The organism is Vreelandella lionensis (genome assembly GCF_044543515.1).
GTDB classification, from domain to species: domain Bacteria; phylum Pseudomonadota; class Gammaproteobacteria; order Pseudomonadales; family Halomonadaceae; genus Vreelandella; species Vreelandella lionensis.
Window position 1 is genome coordinate 25976 of sequence record NZ_JBITWC010000029.1, and the last position, 20688, is coordinate 46663.

16 protein-coding genes are annotated in these 20688 nt (G+C 55.5%); 10 read left to right on the forward strand and 6 right to left on the reverse strand.

Features of this window, described 5'->3' with window-relative positions; all coding sequences use genetic code 11:
* Window positions 1-153: 153 nt before the first annotated feature.
* Window positions 154-1104, forward strand: a complete 951-nt coding sequence (trxB, locus tag ACIGG6_RS16075) for a thioredoxin-disulfide reductase (protein ID WP_253503346.1) — start codon at window positions 154-156, stop codon at window positions 1102-1104.
* A gap of 31 nt (window positions 1105-1135) precedes the next feature.
* Here the strand turns inward: trxB and ACIGG6_RS16080 are convergent, their stop codons facing one another.
* Window positions 1136-1672 (reverse strand): GspH/FimT family pseudopilin, encoded by a 537-nt coding sequence (locus ACIGG6_RS16080; protein WP_399845819.1) that lies wholly within the window; start codon window positions 1670-1672, stop codon window positions 1136-1138.
* 125 nt (window positions 1673-1797) lie between these two features.
* On the opposite strand from ACIGG6_RS16080, the gene thiO reads away from it, so the two are divergent.
* Window positions 1798-2895, forward strand: coding sequence for a glycine oxidase ThiO (thiO, locus tag ACIGG6_RS16085; protein ID WP_399845821.1), 1098 nt, complete (start codon window positions 1798-1800; stop codon window positions 2893-2895).
* Window positions 2896-2907: 12 nt separating this feature from the next.
* Here the strand turns inward: thiO and ACIGG6_RS16090 are convergent, their stop codons facing one another.
* A complete protein-coding gene (locus tag ACIGG6_RS16090; RefSeq protein WP_083023255.1) occupies window positions 2908-3171 on the reverse strand; it encodes a PP0621 family protein in 264 nt (87 codons plus the stop codon).
* A 179-nt stretch (window positions 3172-3350) separates the two neighbouring features.
* Between ACIGG6_RS16090 and ACIGG6_RS16095 the strand changes: the two genes are divergently transcribed.
* Window positions 3351-4985: an NAD+ synthase gene (locus ACIGG6_RS16095; protein WP_399845823.1), complete on the forward strand. Its 1635-nt coding sequence runs from the start codon at window positions 3351-3353 to the stop codon at window positions 4983-4985.
* Window positions 4986-5002: 17 nt separating this feature from the next.
* Here ACIGG6_RS16095 and ACIGG6_RS16100 read toward each other — a convergent pair whose 3' ends face one another.
* The 3 genes from ACIGG6_RS16100 to ACIGG6_RS16110 form a co-directional block, all read right to left on the reverse strand.
* A complete protein-coding gene (locus ACIGG6_RS16100) occupies window positions 5003-7048 on the reverse strand; it encodes a putative bifunctional diguanylate cyclase/phosphodiesterase (RefSeq protein ID WP_399845825.1) in 2046 nt (681 codons plus the stop codon).
* Window positions 7049-7242: 194 nt separating this feature from the next.
* Entirely contained in the window at window positions 7243-8958 is a 1716-nt protein-coding gene (locus ACIGG6_RS16105; protein ID WP_399845827.1) for a methyl-accepting chemotaxis protein, read from the reverse strand.
* Window positions 8959-9198: 240 nt separating this feature from the next.
* Entirely contained in the window at window positions 9199-10011 is an 813-nt protein-coding gene (locus tag ACIGG6_RS16110) for an outer membrane protein assembly factor BamD (RefSeq protein ID WP_083023252.1), read from the reverse strand.
* Window positions 10012-10192: 181 nt separating this feature from the next.
* Between ACIGG6_RS16110 and rluD the strand changes: the two genes are divergently transcribed.
* From rluD to ilvN, 5 genes are all read left to right on the forward strand, one after another.
* Window positions 10193-11152, forward strand: coding sequence for a 23S rRNA pseudouridine(1911/1915/1917) synthase RluD (gene rluD, locus ACIGG6_RS16115; protein WP_399845829.1), 960 nt, complete (start codon window positions 10193-10195; stop codon window positions 11150-11152).
* Window positions 11149-11904, forward strand: a complete 756-nt coding sequence (gene pgeF / locus ACIGG6_RS16120; protein ID WP_399845831.1) for a peptidoglycan editing factor PgeF — start codon at window positions 11149-11151, stop codon at window positions 11902-11904. The genes rluD and pgeF overlap by 4 nt, the downstream gene beginning before the upstream one ends.
* Before the next feature lie 127 nt (window positions 11905-12031).
* Window positions 12032-14611, forward strand: a complete 2580-nt coding sequence (gene clpB, locus ACIGG6_RS16125; RefSeq protein WP_399845834.1) for an ATP-dependent chaperone ClpB — start codon at window positions 12032-12034, stop codon at window positions 14609-14611.
* A 459-nt stretch (window positions 14612-15070) separates the two neighbouring features.
* A complete protein-coding gene (locus ACIGG6_RS16130) occupies window positions 15071-16795 on the forward strand; it encodes an acetolactate synthase 3 large subunit (RefSeq protein ID WP_399845844.1) in 1725 nt (574 codons plus the stop codon).
* Entirely contained in the window at window positions 16795-17286 is a 492-nt protein-coding gene (ilvN, locus tag ACIGG6_RS16135) for an acetolactate synthase small subunit (protein WP_399845835.1), read from the forward strand. Before ACIGG6_RS16130 ends, ilvN begins: the two co-directional genes overlap by 1 nt.
* A gap of 92 nt (window positions 17287-17378) precedes the next feature.
* Here ilvN and ilvY read toward each other — a convergent pair whose 3' ends face one another.
* Window positions 17379-18266: an HTH-type transcriptional activator IlvY gene (gene ilvY / locus ACIGG6_RS16140; protein WP_399845838.1), complete on the reverse strand. Its 888-nt coding sequence runs from the start codon at window positions 18264-18266 to the stop codon at window positions 17379-17381.
* 194 nt (window positions 18267-18460) lie between these two features.
* On the opposite strand from ilvY, the gene ilvC reads away from it, so the two are divergent.
* Both ilvC and pssA read left to right on the forward strand, forming a co-directional pair.
* Window positions 18461-19477: a ketol-acid reductoisomerase gene (ilvC, locus tag ACIGG6_RS16145; RefSeq protein ID WP_044630358.1), complete on the forward strand. Its 1017-nt coding sequence runs from the start codon at window positions 18461-18463 to the stop codon at window positions 19475-19477.
* 146 nt (window positions 19478-19623) lie between these two features.
* Window positions 19624-20511, forward strand: a complete 888-nt coding sequence (gene pssA, locus ACIGG6_RS16150) for a CDP-diacylglycerol--serine O-phosphatidyltransferase (protein WP_399845840.1) — start codon at window positions 19624-19626, stop codon at window positions 20509-20511.
* Window positions 20512-20688: the final 177 nt, after the last annotated feature.

Genomic DNA, 20688 nt, shown 5'->3' on the forward strand with positions numbered 1-20688 from the left:
CTTATTAATAGCACATGGGTGTTTCACCATAGAGTTTCAAGGCATCTTTGCCTAATAGCGTAGACTAACCCTTGTAATAGCTTGTACTTGGCGCCATTTCAGGCAGACTCTCTTGCAACGTTATCTGCTCAATATTGTGACAAAGGTGGTGTCATGGAAACGCGTCATGAACGTTTGATTATTCTTGGTTCCGGCCCTGCAGGGTATACCGCAGCGGTGTATGCAGCACGGGCTAACTTAAAGCCGCTGCTGATTACCGGTATACAGGCAGGTGGCCAATTGACCACTACAACCGATGTGGATAACTGGCCCGGCGATGCCGAAGGCGTCCAAGGCCCCGAGCTGATGGAGCGCATGAAGCAGCACGCCGAGCGGTTTAATACCGAAGTGCTGTTTGATCATATCAATGAAGTCAGCTTAGGTGAAAAGCCGTACACTTTAAAAGGCGATAGCGGTACTTATACCTGCGATGCGCTGATCATTGCGACCGGTGCCAGCGCACGCTACTTGGGGCTGCCCACTGAGCAGCAGTTTATGGGTCAGGGTGTTTCTGCCTGCGCCACTTGCGATGGCTTTTTCTATCGCAACCAGGAAGTGATTGTTGTAGGCGGGGGCAACACCGCCGTGGAAGAAGCGCTGTACCTTTCCAATATCGCCTCTAAGGTGACGCTGGTACACCGCCGCGATACCCTACGCGCCGAAAAAATTCTGCAAGACAAACTCTTCGAGAAAGCCGAGGCGGGCAAGATTGCTTTGGAATGGTTCTACGAAGTAGAGGAAGTGCTGGGCGACAACACCGGCGTGACCGGCGTGCGGGTGAAATCTACCAAAGATGGCTCCACCAAAGAGATTCATGCGCCGGGGCTGTTTATTGCCATCGGCCATAGCCCCAACACCGGCATCTTTGAAGGCCAGCTGGAAATGAACGGCGGCTATATCAAAGTGAAATCGGGCAGTGAAGGTAACGCAACGGCGACCAGCGTGCCGGGTGTGTTTGCCTGTGGCGATGTGATGGATCATATCTATCGCCAGGCAATTACCTCAGCAGGTAGCGGCTGCATGGCCGCGCTGGATGCCGAGCGCTATCTGGATGGTATTGCTTAATTAGCCATACGTTTGTTGGTGAGAGCTCCCATTAGTCAGCACAGCTAGTGGGGGCTTCTCCCGTCGAAGCTCGTCCGAGGTTGCTTAAAACGAGGGTTGCGCCCGAGGTGGCTGTTTGATCATTGCCAGGACAAATAGTGTAAGTGCTGTTATAACCTCTCGTATATCCTATCGAATCGTATTTAATTCTTGATCTGCCATTCTTAGTAACGTGAACGCCTTTAGTGGGTGCGAAGACGCGCACAATATCTTGGTCACTAATGCTCGTCGTTTTGTCTCCTTGGACAATAATGACAGGGTTGTTCCAGTCATCTGAGCAGGCGTTTTTCCCTTCGTTAGCCGGGCAGACTGTTATATCGCTCTGCTGGGTAATCGCGGTATTGCGTGCCAGAGTAAGGATTGTCTGTAGCCGATTCACCTCGCTGGTGACTGCAGAACGCTCGCCTAGTGCCTGAAAGTTGGGCAAACCCCAGGCCGCCAGCATGCCCATTAAGGCGAGTGCCACCAGCAACTCAAGCAGTGTAAAGCCCGTGTTGTTTCGCCTAGCGATGTGGTGAGGCTGTGCCATAGTCTCTCTCAGTAGCTTGACCTGTTGAAACGCATCACTATGCTCATTCTCTTTATGCCGCCAATGCGCTGGTACTCTGTTAGCGGCTCTTTTAGCGACTCTATTAGCAATAGTGGGCAATATTTGTGAGCGATTTCTTAATTATAGGCGGTGGTGTTATTGGCATGATGACCGCGCTGCAACTGGCAGATGCAGGTCAGAATATCACGCTGGTGGAGCGTGGGGTATGCGGGAAAGAGGCTTCTTGGGCAGGCGGGGGTATTGTGTCGCCGCTCTACCCATGGCGGTACGGCGAGCCAGTATCGCAACTTTCCCGCTGGTCGGAGGGTGTCTATCCGACGCTGGCACTGCGCCTGCTGGAAGAGACCGGCATCGACCCGGAGTATCGCCAAAAGGGCTTGCTCTACTTAAACGTGGATGACGATGGCGCGGCACTGCGATGGGCCCGCCAGCTAGGCAAACCATTGGAGCGGGTAGACGCCTCTTTTGTGCATCAAAAAGAGCCCGAAGCGGCTGCGCCAGAAGGCAGCGCGCTCTGGATGCCCACTCTAGGCAGCGTGCGCAACCCGCGCTTGGGCCAAGCGCTAAGGGCGCGCTTAGCCGACATGCCCAACGTCACACTCGTAGAGCAGTGCAGCGTGCAGGGGTTTATTCAGCGCCAAGGCCGCGTGGTGGGTGTTGATACCAACCAAGGCGAGCAGCTAGCCGAGCAGTTGGTGGTATGCGGCGGTGCTTGGGCAGCCCAGTTGCTAGAGGGGTTAAACGTGCGCCTGCCGGTGCGTCCCGTCAAAGGGCAGATGATTGCTTATCAAGCGCCCCCGGGGTTAGTGCAACGTGTCGTGCTAAAGGATGGTCGCTATGTGATTCCCCGTAGCGACGGGCTACTGCTGGTAGGCTCGACCCTGGAAGAGGCGGGCTTCGATAAAGCCACTGATGAAGAGGCGCTGGCCTCGCTCAAGCGGAGCGCGGAGAATATTATCCCCGCGCTGGCAGATTGCCCCGTAGCGCACCATTGGGCGGGCCTGCGCCCTGGCTCGCCGGAAGGCATTCCTTTTATTGGCGCACTGCCCGGTTTTCCGAATGTGTTTGTCAATGCAGGCCACTACCGTAACGGCTTAGTACTAGCGCCTGCATCGACACACTTGCTAGCGGATCAGCTGCTTGGGCGTAAGCCGCTGATGGATCCTACGCCTTATCAGCCAACGGCTGCGCGTTTGGCGTAAAGGCGGGGAGGCTTAGCGATTGCTGTTGTCTTCCTGCTCCTGCAAAAAACGGTCACGGTGCGCGCTACAGCAGAACCACTGTTCCGCATCGCGCAGCGCCTCGTTTTCCGGTACGTGGACATCACACCAGCGGCAGCGCACCATTTTGCCACCTTCATGGCGAGGGGGTGTTTGCTGCTGGTGGGTCAGCTTACGCTGGCGGTAAATACCGTAAAGCTTCAAGCCTACGTAAAACAGCACGGCAAATATAATCAGCCGAATGATCAATAGATTCATCCTCAATGGCTCCCCAAGTGGGAAAGGCGGTTACAAGGCGTGACTGGCGGCAAGACTTTCGTTGCTTTCAGCCCTCTTAGTGCTGTGTGGCCTTTGCCACTTGGCATGCCTTGCGGGACAATGCATCTACTATATAGATGCCACCGTATTCCGAAGATTCTCAAGAGATTTTAACGCCCATGCAAGACTTAACGCTGGTAATGGCCCAACTCGACCCTCTGGTGGGAGATATTCCCGGCAATGCCGCGCGTGCCATTGAGGCTGTGCGAGAAGCGAGGATTGAGCATGGGGCGGATATTGTTGTCTTCCCTGAGCTTTTTTTATCCGGCTACCCGCCGGAAGATTTGCTGCTGCGCCCCTCCATGGAAACCCGCCTGCGGGAAGCGCGGGCTAAAATGGCCGAAAAAATCTCCCGCGATGTGCTGGTGATTATTGGCTACCCCGGCGTGCGTGAAGGCAAGTGCTACAACCTGGCGGGTGTGCTGTACAACGGCCAGTGGGAGGCAGAATACGCCAAGCAGGCGCTGCCCAACTACCAAGTGTTTGACGAGCAGCGCTACTTTACCCCTGGCACTGAGCCGCTGGTGTACGAACATAAAGGCGCCAAGCTTGGCCTGCTGATTTGTGAAGATTTATGGGAAGGCGCGCCGGTAAAAGCGGCTCGGGAAGCGGGCGCCGAAGTGCTGATTAGCCTGAATGCCTCGCCCTACCATCAGGACAAGCCCGCCGAGCGGCTGCGCCTTTTAGAGCTGCGTGCCCAAGATGTGCAGCGGCCGATTGTTTACGTCAACACCATCGGCGGCCAGGATGAGCTGGTGTTTGACGGTGGCTCTAGCTGTGTCGATGCCAGTGGGCAGTTAAAGGTGCTGGCACCCTATTGGCAGGCGGGCTTGATGCCCATCCAGTTGCTGCAAACCAGCGCGGATACCTGGGAGCCCCAAGCGGGGGAGATCGAACCCGACGTCGAGCCGGAAGAGAGCCTCTATTGCGCGCTGGTGACTGGCCTGCGTGACTACGTCAATAAAAGCGGGTTCAAGGGCGTAGTGTTGGGGCTTTCTGGTGGGATCGATTCTGCTCTCTCGCTGGCCATTGCGGTGGATGCGTTGGGGCCGCAGCGGGTGCAGGCGGTGATGATGCCTTACCACTACACGGCGGATATCTCCAAACAGGATGCCGCCGAGCAGGCGAACCTGCTGGGCGTGCACTATGACGTGATGCCCATCGAGCCGATGGTGGAAGCCTTTATGGGCACCTTGGCGGAAAGCTTTGCTGGCACTGAGCGGGATACTACCGAAGAGAACCTGCAGTCGCGCTGTCGTGGTGTGCTGTTAATGACCATTTCCAATAAGAAAGGCCTGATGGTGCTGACCACCGGTAACAAGAGCGAAATGGCAGTGGGTTACGCTACCCTGTATGGCGATATGGTGGGCGGCTACAACGCTATTAAGGATGTGTATAAAACTTGGGTTTATCGCTTAGCCCGCTGGCGCAATACTCAGTCTCCGGCGATTCCCGAGCGGGTCATTGAGCGCCCGCCTAGCGCTGAGCTCGCCCCTGATCAGCAGGATAGCGACTCGCTACCCGACTACGATGTGCTGGACGCCATTTTGGTCCGCTACATCGAAGGGGATATGAGCGCCGAGTCGATTATTGCGGCAGGCTTTGAGGAAGAGGATGTCTATAAAGTCGTCAAGCTGGTGGATCGCTGCGAATACAAGCGTCGCCAGGCCCCTGTTGGAGTGCGGGTCACGCCGCGTGGTTTCGGGCGTGACCGTCGCTACCCCATAGTGAATGGCTGGCAGCCTGGGGATTAATGTAAGCGCTCACTGGCTTAAGACAGTACCGGAGGAGGGGCCAAGCAGTGTTTGGCCATCTCTTCCGCTGTCACTGGTCTGCAAAAGTAGTAACCCTGATAAGCGTGGCACTGGTGCTCGTTGAGATAGCGCCAGTGCTCCATGGTTTCCACCCCTTCGGCGATGACGTTAAGGCCCAGCGAACGCCCCATGGCAATGATCGTTTCGACGATGGCCATATCGTCCTCATCCTGGTGAAGGTCGCGTACGAAGGACTGATCGATTTTGATCTGATCCAACGGCAAGCGCTTCAGGTACTGCAGCGATGAGTACCCGGTGCCAAAGTCGTCCATCGCAAAACTGATCCCCAGCGCCTTCAGCTGATGCATGCGGGCGATGGTATCTTCCACTTTTCCAATCACGGTACTCTCGGTTAGCTCAAGCTTCAGCTTGTGGGGCGAGGCGCCGCTTAGCTCCAGCGCGTTGGCTACTTCTTCCACGAAGTTTGGCTGCTGAAACTGTTTCGCGCTGACATTCACGGCCAGCACTAGGTCTTTTGTATGCTCCGCTGTTTGCCACATGACAAGCTGTTCACAGGCAGCATGCAGCACCCACGTACCAATAGGCACGATGAGGCCTGTTTCTTCGGCGAGCGGAATGAACGTGCCGGGGGATACAAAACCACGGGTGGGGTGCTGCCAGCGAATCAGTGCTTCTGCACCAATGGCACGCCCTTGGCTATCCACCTGCATTTGGTACACCAGGACAAACTCATCTCGTTCAATCGCTAAGCGCAAGTCGCGCTCTAGCTCTGTGCGGCACTCCAGCTGTGCTTGGACCGCAGGGTCGTAAAAGCGGATATTATTCTGACCATCGCGTTTTGCGATGTGAACGGCAGAGTTAGCGTACTGGAAAAGATCATCGACGCTTTCATCGACGCCTTTAAACAGCACTAACCCTTGGCTAACGTTAAGATACTGGTGATGACCATCCAGGCAGTAAGCCTGGGTTAATGCATGATTGACCTGATGGGCAAAGAATTCGGCTTTCTCGGCGGCCTTCAGTTTATCGCTGTCTAATCCGTCAATAATCAGCACGAACTCATCGCCACTTAAGCGCCCAATGATGCAGCCTTGTTGTTCAAGGGTTTTAAGCCGTGTTGCCATCTGCTTAAGGAGATCGTCCCCCGCTTGGTGGCCGATGCCATCGTTAATGCGTTTGAACTCATCCACATCTACATACACCAGCGCGCCATAGGTGTCGGTTTGGCTGTTAGTTTCCAGGGAGTGCTGTAAGTGCTCCTTCATTAACCGCCAGTTGGGTAGGTCGGTGAGCGTGTCGTAGTAGGCCAGTTGATGTACTTGGCGCTCCGCAGCGCGACGTTGCTGTTCGGTAACACGAAAAGAGAGCAGGGCAAGTGCAATACGCTTAAGTGGCCCGCTGTGCTTCTGGCTTAAACGCTCTATCGCCTGCATATCAGGTAGTTCCTGGCGGCTATCGGAGAGCGCCAAAATGGCATCACCTACCGTCACAAGGCGCTGGTTGATCCGCCATGCGGCCAGAAAAGCAGCACTAATCAACAGTACAAATAGCCCCACACCCATCCATAGCGTGGAGTCGCGTGAGTGGATGAGGTCTGCGTAAGACTCGCGATGGCGGTCGCTGGCACGCTGGGTAAGTGCCTCAAAAATCTGCTGTGAGAATAGGCTAAACGTATTGTAGTGGCGCTGTGCTTCTTGAAGATAAAACCCTGGGTCGCCTTGATTAAGCGTCGCCGATTCGTTTGCCATACTGACAAAGCGCTGATACTGGTGAAAAGCACGTTGCAGGGTGTCGGCACTCCCTTTGCTAAGGTCAAAAATAAGTGGCGAGGCTGCTAATTGGTCAATGCTTTCTCCGATGGCTGTCAGCTCTTGATTGATCAGGCCATATTCGGAGTAGCGCTGCATTGCACTTAGGCTGGTTTCTTCGGCGCGGCTAAATACTTCGGTCATGCGCTGGTGAAGATCACCCATTTGGCGGTCGAAGGTGGCCATTTGCACCAACGTATCCAAGTCATCAGATTGCAGTTGATAGTTCTGCAATGACTACTCTTTGATAACCTGAGTAGCTAGCACCAGCAATAGCAGCACGGGCAGCACTACTATCAATACCGGTAACAAAAACACCATGAATAAGCTTTGGGAAGGTTTCATAGTAACCTCAAGGGAAGGCAGTGGGCCGCAGCGTGTCACGCCACGGCCCTCCTAAATAGTTAACGGCAGGCAAGACGTTTTATTTAGAAGCTTTCCCATTCGGGTTCAGGAGCAGTGGAAGGTTTGGCAGCCGGTAGCGCGGGTGCTTTTTGGGGTTTATGTGATTGCTGTTCGGTCGCGTGGTTGACGCGGCGGCGGTCTGCACCCGTTGACGCAGTGGCCGGAAGTTTGAAAGCCCCCATGGAATGCAGTAGCTGATGAGCGTTTTGGCGCAGGTTGTTAGCAGCTGTCGCGCTTTCATTGACAAGAGAGGCGTTCTGCTGTGTTACATGGTCCATTTCCGTTACCGCCTGGCCCACTTGCTGTACACCTGCGCTCTGCTCGGCACTGGCGTTGCTGATCTCTTGCATGATTTGGGTAACGCGCTCGATGGCTGCCACAATCTCTTCGGTGGACTTGCTGGCTTCTTCAGCCCGCTCGTTACCATGATTCACACGTTCAAGATTGCTGGTAATGAGGTTGTTAATTTCACGGGCGGCATCGGCGCTACGTTGTGCCAGCTTGCGTACTTCCTCAGCAACAACTGCAAACCCGCGGCCGTGCTCTCCTGCTCGTGCTGCTTCCACCGACGCGTTTAGCGCCAAGATATTGGTCTGAAACGCAATCGAGTCAATGGTGGAAATAATGCCCGCGATCTCTTGTGAGCTTTTATTGAGATCATTCATGGTGGTTACTACTTGATTCACCGCCTCGCCGCCTTGAGTGGCTATTGTAGAAGCGCTAGATGCTTCTTGGCTGGCTTGCTCGGAGTTATCCGCATTCTGCTTGACGGTGCTATTCAATTCTTCCATAGCCGAAGCCGTTTCTGCCAGGGCGCTGGCTTGCTCTTCGGTACGCGAGGCGAGGTCATTGTTGCCTTCGGCGATTTGTTCGCTATTGGAAGCTACGGCTTCTGCTGAGGCGCGCACTTGCGCCACGATATCTTGTAAGTGCTTCGCCATCTCCACCTGCGAGGCCATAATGCTGCGCTTATCGCCTTTCTTAAGCCGCCCTTTGGTGGTCAGTTCGCCCCGTCCAATGGCTTGGGCAAAGGCTTTTACCTCGTAGGGCTCTGCGCCTAACTCGCGCAGCAGCTGGCGAGACAAGAATACGGCAATCAGCCCGCCAATCAGCAGCGCAAATAGCGTTAATCCCAGCATTTGCAGCTGGAAGCCAGAGGCTGTTGCGCGGGCATCGGCGGTTATAGCGTTATTAATCCGCTCTTGGAGATCAATAAACTGGTTGATGCGGTTGAGCCATTCGGTGTAAGCCGGCCCTGCTTGTTCTAATAAAAGTGCTTGTGCCTGCACGTTGCTACTTGCTTCACGAGCGGTAAGCACTTGCTCCGTGAGGTTGGTAGCGGTAGTGGCCTGTTCAGCGATGAGTGAGAGTAGGCGCTGTTCTTCAGCAGAAGCGGTGGTGTTTTGGTTAATTTGCTCCATACCGCTTGTGGCTACCTGATAGGCGTCTTCAAGTCGACGCATATCCGCTTGAAGATCACTGAGCATTCCATCACCAGCGGTGATCACGATATCGCGTAGTGTGATTGCTCGGTCGTGAACGCTGCCGCGCATATCAACGGCGTAGCCTTGCTTTTCGCCGTGTACATCGTTGATCTGCGTCAATCCTCGGTCAATTTGGTTGACCTGGAGAATGCCTGCGGCAGTTAACAGTACAAGTAGTGCTAGCAGAATAGAGAACCCGACGGCAAGGCGGGTACTTATTTTTGTTCCAGAGAGTCGTTTCATCAGGGACAGCATTCAGTGAGGCTCCTTAGGCGCCGTGCAGGCGCTTTATTATGTTAGGCTGAGGTGATAATAGCGCTTGGATAATAATTTGTACAATATGTGTATGATTATTGGTATTGTCTGGCTTTTTTAAGCTTCTGTTAAATAAGTTTTTATTAGCCATAAACGAAAAAACCACGCCGAAGCGTGGTTTTATTGATGCATGGATTGTACAGCTTAAACGTGGCGGCCGCTAGTGGCCTGATTCAACGCTTAATCGCTGCTGCCATGTTTGGGTGTAAAGCGGCCGTTTTGAAGCTGCTCGTGATCCGGCGCGTTTTCGCGCAGCACGGTGAGCACCTCGCGGGCGCGGTCGTCCATGCCTAAGCCTTGATAGCCCTCCACCATCGTGGCTAGCGCATCACGAGTGGCGCTGGACTCTGGGTAATTTTCAATGACCCAGCGGCCCCGCTCAACGGCGGCCAAGAAAGCACCACGGCGCAGGTAGTAGTCAGCCACATGCAGTTCATGGCGGGCTAATAGCTCACGCAGATAAACAATGCGTTGCTGGGCATCCGGCGCGTACTGGCTCTGCGGGAAGCGCTGAATTAGCTCGCGGAAATCGTTGTAGGCATCCCGCGAGGCGCCCAGGTCACGCTTGGAAATATCAATCAGGCGCAAGCGCTCCAGACTAAAGCGGCCCGCCTGCCAGGCGGAAAGCCCGCGTAGGTAGTAGGCGTAATCGACCTGCGGGTGGTCTGGATGAAGGCGGATAAAGCGGCTGGCGGCAGCACGCGCTTCTTCCCAGTTACTGTTTTCGTAGTAAGCGTAAACCAGCTCAAGCTGGGCCTGCTCAGCATGAGGGCCAAACGGATAGCGGGTGTCCAGAGCCTCAAGGCGCTCGATAGCAATCGGATAGCGGTTGCTATCGAGCGCGGTGCGTGCCAGTTCATACAGCTCGCGCTCTTGAACGCCCGCAAACTCATCTTCCTCTTCCGGGGTCGTGTCGTTACTGGCGCAGCCCGCCAGAAGGGCAAGGCTTAAGGCTAGGGCGCCAAAGCGGTTGGCAGCGGAAAAAACGCGCATCATCATCCTCGTTGCAAACAAGCCTCAATCACCGAAAAGCGACGATGGCCATAAGTAGAAATGGTAGAATAGGTCGCAGTTAGCCCACTATAAAACACCTAGACGCAAAACGCAGGCTTAGCGACACGTTAAGCGTATTATGTGACGCAGTTGGGCGGTTAGCGTCTTAGAGAGGTTATTCATGTCTCGTATTGTTGAAGCCACGCAGCGGGTGCCCGCATCATTAGCTGGTGCACGCTTGGACCAAGCGGCGGCGGAGTTGTTCAGCGATTACTCCCGCGAGCGCTTGAAAGCGTGGATCAACGCCGGTGAGCTCACCGTCGATGGGGTCAAAGTAAAACCCAAAGCCAAGCTGCACGGCCATGAAGTGCTGGCGCTCAACGCGTCCATTGAAGAGGATACGCGTTTTGAGCCCCAGGACATTGCGCTAGATATCGTCTATGAAGACGAGGCCGTGATTGTTATTAATAAGGCGGCGGGTATGGTCGTTCATCCGGCCGCGGGTAACCCAGATGGCACTCTGTTAAACGCTCTTCTGCATCATCATCCGGCACTGGCGGAGGTGCCGCGCGCGGGGATCGTCCACCGTTTGGATAAAGATACTACCGGGCTGATGATGGTCGCCAAAACCCTGCCCGCTCAAACGACGTTGGTAGAGCAGCTTCAGGCGCGCACCGTTTCCCGCCAATACGATGCGGTGGTGATTGGCAAGCCCGTGGCGGGCAGCACCATTGATGCGCCGATTGGTCGGCACCCGAAAGACCGTAAACGCCAAGCGGTCACGGCGTCCGGCAAACCTGCCGTGACTCATTTTCGCGTGGTAGAGCGCTTTCGTGCTCACACCCACGTACGCTGCCAGCTAGAAACCGGTCGCACCCACCAAATCCGCGTGCATATGGCCCACGCCCGCTATCCGCTGATTGGCGACCCGCTCTACAGTGGCCGTGCCAAACTTCCGCCGGGGGCTGCCGGGCCGTTAAAAGAGATTTTGCGCGAGTTTCCTCGCCAAGCGCTGCATGCTCGCAAGCTGAGCTTTGTGCACCCCGTCAGTGGCGAAACCCTCACTTTTCAAGCCGATCTGCCCGATGATCTACTAATGTTATTGGACTACCTGCGCGAAGATAGCGAGACCATGCGATGAGCGATGCCATTGACCTGCGCCCGACGCTACTGCTACCGGATTGGCCCGCGCCCGCCAACGTGCGGGCCTTTGTGACCACCCGTGAAACCGGGCCAAGCCAGAACGACTTTGCTGCCTTCAACCCGGCAACCCACGTTGGTGATAACGCTGACCATGTGGCGCTGTGTCGGCGGCTAATGCAGAAAGAGATCGGTGATGAGCGTCCGCTGCTGTGGCTAAACCAAACCCACGGTGCGCGGGTGCAGCAGGAGTATCAGAGTGACACGCCGGAAGCGGATGCCGCTCTTGCCAGCAGCAGCGAGTACGCTTGTGTAGTCCTCACCGCAGACTGTTTGCCGGTGCTGCTCTGCAACCGACAAGGCACCCAGGTGGCGGTTGCTCATGCGGGTTGGCGTGGCCTGGCAGGTGGCGTGCTGGAAGCTACGGTGGCCGCGATGAACTGCGACCCGGACGACATCCTAGTATGGCTAGGCCCGGCGATTTCTAACGCGCAGTTTGAAGTGGGCCCGGAAGTGTACGGCGCTTTTGTCGCGGTACATCCTGATACCGCCGATGCTTTTGATCACAGCCCTTATCGGCTTGGCCACTATATGGCTGATTTGTATCGGCTAGCGCGCTTTCGCCTAGAGGCATTAGGCATTCACCATATTAGCGGCGGGCACTTCTGTACCGCCTGTGAGTCGCGCTTTTACTCCTACCGCCGTGACAACGGCAATACCGGCCGCATGGCAAGCGTGATCTGGATCAAATAAGGGCTACTTGAAATACGTGGATATGACGCCATTTAACTTGTCAAGCTAATCGACTTTAGCACGTTCAACGACAGGTTATCGGGAAGCGCCGTGGGTCCAAACGCACGGCTACCCCAGGAGGCACTCCATGCGATTTGATAAATTCACTGCCAAATTACAGGCCGCCATTGCTGAGGCGCAATCACTCGCGGTAGGCCACGGCCATAATCAGCTTGATCCAGCGCACCTGCTGCTGGCGCTGATTGACACCAAAGACACAGGTATTAAAGCGCTGGTCGAAAAAGCCGAAGGCAGCAGCTCGCGCCTGCGCGACGGCCTGCAGCGCCAAATGGACGATCTACCTAAAGTCAGCCAGTTCGATGGTGATGTTCAGCCTTCTCGAGACTTCGTCAAACTCATTAACCTCACCGACCGCGAAGCGCAGAAGCGCGGCGATCAGTTTATTGCCTCTGAACTTGTGCTGTTGGCAGCGCTGGAAATGAACAGCGCCATCTCCAAATTGATGAAAGAGGCGGGGCTGAGCCGTAAAAGCTTAGAGGCGGCGATTAACAGCCTGCGCGGTGGCGCCAAGGTCAATGATGCCAATGCAGAAGAGCAGCGCGAAGCGCTCAATAAGTACACCCTTGACCTGACCCAGCGCGCGCTGGATGGCAAGCTCGACCCGGTGATTGGCCGCGACGACGAGATCCGACGCACCATCCAGGTGTTGCAGCGTCGTACCAAAAATAACCCAGTGCTGATTGGCGAGCCCGGCGTGGGTAAAACCGCCATCGTCGAAGGCCTGGCCCAGCGTATCGTTAACGGCGAGGTGCCTGAAGGGTTAAAAGAGAAGCGCGTGCTTTCGTTGGATATGGGCTCGCTTCTAGCCGGGGCTAAGTTTCGCGGTGAGTTTGAGGAGCGCCTGAAAGCGGTACTGAAAGAGCTCTCTCAAGAAGAGGGGCGGGTCATTCTGTTTATTGACGAGCTGCACACCATGGTGGGCGCAGGCAAAGCTGAAGGCGCCATGGATGCGGGCAATATGCTCAAACCAGCGCTAGCGCGTGGCGAGCTGCACTGTGTGGGTGCCACCACGTTGGATGAGTACCGCAAGTACATTGAAAAGGACGCCGCGCTGGAGCGCCGCTTTCAAAAAGTGTTGGTGGATGAGCCCTCTGAAGCCGACACCGTGGCCATTCTGCGTGGCCTGAAAGAGCGCTATGAGGTCCACCACGGCGTCGATATTACCGACTCGGCGATTATTGCCGCTGCCAAGCTCTCGACGCGTTACATCACCGACCGCCAGTTGCCAGATAAAGCTATCGACTTGATCGATGAGGCGGCGTCGCGGATTCGCATGGAGCTGGACTCCAAGCCTGAAGAGATGGATCGCCTTGATCGTCGTTTGATCCAGCTCAAGATGGAGCGTGAAGCGCTTAAGAAAGAGACCGACGAAGCTACCAAAAAACGCTTGGAAGCGCTGAATAACCAGATTCACGATTTAGAGCGTGAATACGCTGACTTGGATGAGATCTGGAAGGCGGAAAAGGCCAGTATCCAAGGTGCGGCGCAGTTTAAGGCGGAGCTTGAGCAGGCGCGTATTGATCTTGATCAAGCGCGCCGCCAGGGCGATTTAGCCCGCATGTCGGAAATTCAGTACGGCAAAATTCCTGCGCTGGAGAAGAAGATCAGCGAAGCGGGCGAAGGCGAAGCGGATACCGCCAGCCACCAGCTACTGCGCTCCAACGTCACGGAAGAAGAGATTGCGGAAGTGGTCTCTCGCTGGACAGGCATTCCTGTCTCTAAAATGCTGGAAGGCGAGCGGGACAAGCTGCTACGTATGGAAGACGCGCTGCACGAGCGTGTCATTGGCCAAAACGAGGCGGTCGAGGCCGTCGCCAACGCGGTGCGCCGCTCCCGGGCGGGCCTTGCCGACCCCAACCGCCCCAACGGTTCGTTCCTATTCCTCGGCCCGACCGGGGTGGGGAAAACCGAGCTGTGTAAGTCGCTGGCCAATTTCCTGTTCGATACGGAAGAGGCCATGGTACGCATTGATATGTCGGAGTTTATGGAGAAGCACTCCGTGGCTCGCCTGATCGGCGCGCCTCCCGGCTACGTCGGCTATGAAGAGGGTGGCTACTTAACCGAAGCAGTGCGCCGCAAGCCCTACTCGGTGCTGCTACTGGACGAAGTAGAAAAAGCGCACCCGGATGTGTTCAACATCCTGCTGCAAGTGCTGGAAGATGGCCGCTTAACCGATGGTCAGGGTCGTACCGTCGACTTCCGTAACACCGTGATTGTGATGACCTCTAACATGGGCTCAGACATTATTCAGCGCATGGGCGGGGATGATAATGATTACGAGCTGATGAAAAACGCGGTGATGGAGGTAGTGGGTAATCACTTCCGCCCAGAATTAATCAACCGCATCGATGAAGTGGTGGTGTTTCATGCGCTAGGCCAAGAGCAGATTCAGGCCATTGCCGGTATTCAGTTAGAGCGCTTGAAAGGGCGGCTCGCGGAACACGACCTGAGCCTGGAGATTAGTGACGATGCCATGGCGCAGCTAGCGGTGGTGGGTTTTGACCCTGTATTTGGGGCGCGGCCACTTAAGCGTGCCATTCAAAGCCGCATTGAAAACCCGCTGGCTCAAGACCTGCTGGCAGGCAAGTATGTCCCAGGCGATACCATTCACATCAGCGCCAATGAAGGCAAACTAGTGTTTAGTTAATTGCGCAATGAAATAGGGCAAATGCCTCGTCAGCGCCGCTGGCGGGGCATTTTTTTGCGCTTACTGCGACCTTTGTTGCGTTTGAAGGGATCGGAGGTTGACAGGCTAAGGGCGCTAATGGAATCTTGTGGGTTCCTGATTTGCGGGCGCGGAACCAACGGGCAACCCCTGATCCCCGCGCGAAGGGTAGGCTCACGCCTCTACCCGCCGAAGGACTTCCGGGCTTAGGCTAACCGCCTGACCTGGCCAACGCCCCGACACGGCAAACCGCCGTGTAAGGGAACCGCTCTTTATGGTTGCCATAAATGAGCATTCCCGATGAGAGTGCAGGCCCTAACCGGGCCATATTGCCAGGGTTTGGCATCAGGTGCCGGCATGGGCCGGCAGCGGCATACCGCCGCACTCGACCCCGCAGGATGTCCTGCGGATCGCACTCGAGACCTCCAGGGGAGAAACACAGTGGAACTGCTTTCCGGCGCAGATATGATCGCCCGCTTCTTGCAAGATGAGGGCGTCGAGTACATTTATGGTTATCCCGGTGGTGCGGCGCTGCATATTTACGATGCGCTGTTCCGCCAAGATAAAGTGAAGCACATCCTCGTGCGTCACGAACAGGCAGCCACTCACGCTGCCGACGGCTATGCCCGTGCTTCCGGCAAGCCCGGCGTGGTGCTGGTGACCTCTGGCCCCGGCGCTACCAACGCGGTGACTGGCATTGCGACCGCCTACATGGACTCCATTCCTATGGTTGTTCTGTGCGGCCAGGTCATGAGCCACTTGATTGGTGACGACGCCTTCCAGGAAACCGACATCGTCGGCGTGACGCGTCCTATCGTGAAGCACAGCTTCTCGATTCGTCACCCGTCCGAAATCCCAGAAGTGCTGAAAAAAGCCTTCTATCTGGCATCGACTGGTCGTCCTGGCCCGGTGGTGGTCGATATCCCCAAAGATATGACTGCCCCCACCGAACGCTACGAGTACGTTTACCCGAAAAAGGTCAAGATGCGCTCGTATAACCCAGTGACCCGTGGCCATACTGGGCAGATCAAAAAAGCCGTCGAAATGATGCTGAAGGCCAAGCGCCCAGTGTTCTATACCGGCGGCGGTGTGGTAACAGGCAAGGCAAGCGAAGGCTTGACCGACTTGGTGAAGCAGCTTGGCTTCCCGATTACCACCACGCTGATGGGCATTGGCGCGTACCCGCAAAGCGACCGCCAGTGTTTGGGCTGGCTGGGTATGCACGGCTCGTATGAGTCCAATATGGCCATGCACCACGCTGACCTGATTATTGCCATTGGCGCGCGGTTTGATGACCGAGTGACCAACAATACGTCGAAGTTCTGCCCGACGGCGAAGATCATCCACGTCGATGTCGACCCAAGCTCGGTATCCAAAACCGTGCGTGCAGACGTGCCGATTGTTGGCCCGGCGTCCAGCGTCATCAACGAGATGATTAGCTTGGTGCAGGGGCACTCCATTGCGCATCCAGAAGCACTGACCGATTGGTGGCAGAAGATCGACGGTTGGCGTGCCGATCGCGAAGGCAAGCTCTACGAGCCTTCCAACCCCGGCGAAGTGCTGAAACCGCAAGAAGTGATCGAAGCGCTGTGCCGCGTGACCCGTGGCGAAGCGTACGTCACCACGGACGTGGGTCAGCACCAGATGTTTGCGGCGCAGTACTACAAGTTCGATAAGCCGAATCGCCTGATCACCTCTGGCGGGCTAGGCACCATGGGCTTCGGTTTCCCGGCCGCCATGGGTATTAAGCAGAACTTCCCGGAAGACGATGTGGTCTGCGTCACCGGTGAAGGCAGCTTCCAGATGATGATGCAGGAGCTCTCTACCTGTAAGCAGTACGGCGTGGGCGTCAAGATCGTCAACCTGAACAACGCATCGCTCGGCATGGTGCGCCAATGGCAGGATTTGAACTATAAATCTCGCCATGCGCACTCCTATATGGAGTCGTTGCCCGACTTCCATATGCTGATTGAAGCGTACGGGTTCACCGCGATCACCGTGACGACACTAGACGAGTTGGAGCCGGCGCTTGAGCGTGCGTTTGCCAACAAGCATGAGCTGGTCTTCCTGGACGTGAAGGTCGACCCCCATGAGCACGTCTATCCGATGCAGGTACCGCTGGGTGCTATGCGTGACATGCTGCTGTCTAAAACGGAGCGTACCTGATGCGTCATATCATCTCGATTCTGGTGGAAAACGAACCGGGTGCGCTGTCACGTGTGGTCGGGCTCTTCTCCCAGCGTAACTTCAACATCGAAACGCTGAACGTGGCACCAACGGAAGACCCGTCGCTGTCCCGCTTAACGGTCACTACTGTTGGCGACGACCGGGTGATTGAACAGATCACCAAGCACCTCAACAAGCTAATCGATGTGGTGAAACTGGTGGATCTCACCGAAGGTAACCACATTGAGCGTGAATTGATGCTGGTGAAGGTGAAAGCGCTTGGCGCTGCCCGCGATGAAGTTAAGCGTACGGTGGATATCTTTCGTGCGCAGATCGTCGACGTGACGCCTAGCCTCTACACGGTGCAGATTACCGGCGACGCTTCAAAGCTGGATGCCTTTCTACAGGCCATGGCGCCGGTGGGTATTCTCGAAGTAGCGCGCACCGGGGTATCCGGTATTGCCCGGGGCGATAAAGTACTGTCCTTGTAAAGGTTCGCTTTACAGTAGTACTTGTATTGCTAAAAGCCGCCCATTCGCTGGGCGGCTTTTTTGTGTACTGTGCTTTAGTGATAAATAGTGCGTTAACGTGAATTAACCGCCGCCCAGAAAGCGTCAATCATCGGGTTCTTTAACCGCCGGTTCAGCACGCAGAGGCCAACGTCGTAGTGGGGCAGCTCTGGCTTTACATTGAGGACCTGTACTCGCTCTGCCAGCGGGCTATTATCCAGCACGATCTTGGGGACAACGCCAACACCGAAGCCAAGCCCGACCATACTCACAATCGCTTCGTGCCCGGCTACCTGGGCGTAAATGCGCGGTGCAATACCCATGGCTTTGAACCAGGTGTTGGCGTATTCCCTGGAGAGGCCTGCTTCCGACAAAATCATCGGCACGTGCTGCCACTGCTCCGCGGTGGAGCTTTCTGGTTGAGGCGGCAGCCACGCGTGGGGCTCGGTGGGTGCAATGAACAGCAGTGGCGAGCGGGTCAGCGACTTGAAGGCCAGCGCGCTAGGCGGAATACGCGGGCGAGGAGTAATCGCCATATCGTCTGCGCCTTCCAGCACTCGCGACATCGCATCGGCGGGGTCACCGGTATGCAGCTTTAGCTCAATGCCAGGGTGACGGGTGCGTACATCGCTGAGTAATTCATACAGAAAGCTGTAGCTCGCCGTGACCGAGCAATAAATGCTGATCTCCCCGCTGAGTTGCGCTGTGGTGGCGGCCAGGGTGCGTTTTTGGGTTTCCCACTGCTCTAGCGTCTCTTTGGCATAGTGTTGGAACGTGATGCCTTGAGGGGTTAGCGTCACGTGGCGGTTATCGCGCTCGAATAGGCGAGTGCCTAGCTCGCTCTCTACCTGTTGAATAGAGCGGCTCAGCGTCGAGGGGCTAATGTGGCAAAGCTCGCTGGCACGGCCAAAATGCAGTGTGTCGGCCAGGGTGACCACGTGTTTGAGTAGACGAAAATCCATAAAGGCCGACATCCTAAGCGTGATTTCATAATATGAAATAGTATGTTGCAAACATAGCGTTTTACGCAACGGTTGCTCTATCGTAGAGTGACCTCAACGCCAAATCCCAGTGCTGCATAAGACGGCACGGGTGGCCATCAACGCTGACCTATACGCTATAAAAATTTGATATTACCGACTTCTGGAGTCTCGCCATGCACGTTTACTACGATAAAGATTGCGACCTGTCCCTGATCCAAGCTAAAAAAGTTACCATCGTTGGCTATGGTTCGCAGGGCCATGCGCATGCTAACAACCTGAAAGAGTCTGGCGTCGATGTCACTGTCGCACTGCGCAAAGGCTCCTCTTCTGCAGCGAAAGCAGAAGCGGCTGGTTTAAAAGTGGCGAGCGTGCCGGAAGCGTGCAAAACCGCTGACGTGGTCATGATCTTGGCGCCAGACGAAAACCAAAAAGCCATCTACGAGCAGGAAGTTGAGCCGAACCTGAAAGAGGGCGCGACGCTGGCGTTCGCCCACGGCTTCAACATTCACTACAACCAGATTGAGCCGCGCAAAGACCTCGACGTGATCATGATCGCGCCGAAAGCGCCGGGTCACACCGTTCGCTCTGAATTCGTAAAAGGTGGCGGTATCCCTGATCTGATCGCTATTCATCAAGATGCGTCTGGCAGTGCTAAAGAGCTGGCGCTCTCCTACGCAGCCGGCGTTGGCGGTGGCCGCAGCGGTATTATTGAAACCACATTCAAAGACGAAACCGAAACCGATCTGTTCGGTGAGCAAGCGGTACTGTGCGGTGGCGCAGTTGAGCTGGTAAAAGCAGGCTTTGAGACGCTGACTGAAGCAGGCTACGCGCCGGAAATGGCTTACTTCGAGTGTCTGCATGAGCTCAAGCTGATCGTCGACCTGATGTACGAAGGCGGCATCGCCAATATGAACTACTCCATCTCTAACAACGCAGAGTATGGCGAGTACGTGACTGGTCCTGAAGTGATCAACGATCAGTCTCGTGCAGCGATGCGTAACGCGCTGAAGCGTATCCAGACCGGTGAGTACGCTAAAATGTTCATCCAGGAAGGCAACACTAACTATCCGTCCATGACGGCACGTCGTCGCCTGAACGCGGAACACGAAATCGAGCAGGTAGGTGCCAAGCTGCGCGGTATGATGCCGTGGATTGCTGCCAACCAGCTGGTCGATAAGTCCAAGAACTAATCGATTAACTGATTTGCTAACGCCCCGAGGCTCTGTCTCGGGGCGTTTTTCGTTGTCTACGGCAATTGGCTGGCTGCCTTGGCATCACCGTGTAGAATGAGAAGAGATCACTTTTCGTGTGACTTCACTTCAAATGGATGACACTTATGACCCAGGATGCTCGCGACCAAGAGCACGAAAATACGCAGCCTTCCGATACGTCGGCCGGCGGTGAATCACCCCAGCAAACATCAAGTAGTGATGATGCTGTCGGCAATGAAGACCTAGCGGCCGCTTTTCTGCGCGAAACGGAAGTTGTGGAAGAGGCTGTCGAAGATGGCAAGAAAATTCGCCGTAAAGGCATCTACCTCTTGCCTAACTTATTCACTACCTCTGCGCTCTTCTCTGGCTTCTTTGCGGTTGTGGCTGGGATTAACGGTGAGTTCACATCCGCAGCGGTCGCCATTTTCATTGCTATGGTGCTAGATGGCTTAGATGGCCGAGTTGCCCGGATGACCAATACTCAAAGCGAGTTTGGCGCGGAGTATGACAGTCTTGCCGATATGATCTCGTTTGGCATGGCGCCTGCCCTGGTTGCCTTTACCTGGATTCTCCAAGATATCGGTAAAACCGGTTGGGTGGTCGCGTTTCTGTATGTGGCTTGTGCCGCGCTGCGCTTAGCACGCTTTAACGTACAGATTGGTAGTGTCGATAAAAAGTGGTTTATCGGTTTGCCCAGCCCGTCTGCAGCGGCGCTGGTTGCTGCCAGCGTATGGACGTTCCATAGTTTTGATGCCGATGCATTTGGTTTCAAGCTGTTGATGCTCGTCGTAGTAGGTGCGGCAGGTATTTTGATGGTCAGTAACATCCGCTACTACAGTTTTAAGGATCTAGACTTCAAAAAGCCCGTACCTTTCGTTGTGCTGTTGGCGGTAGTGCTTGGGTTCGTGATGATCTCCGTCGAGCCTTCGGTCATGCTGCTGCTGCTATTTGCGGCTTACGTCTGTTCAGGCCCTGTTCTGGCCGTTATGCGCAAGGCAAAACCCAAACGCTGAACTTTTTTGAAACTTTTTCATATTAGCCCTTGCCAACCCGGCCGCGAATCCGTAAAGTACGCATCCGCTGCCGGGGACGCCCAGCGTTACCAGCGGTGAAGGAGGTTGAAAAACCTCTGGTTTGTCAGGAAGTTAGAGCCGTCTTGTTGTCGTTTAGATCGCTCGCTTCACTCGCTG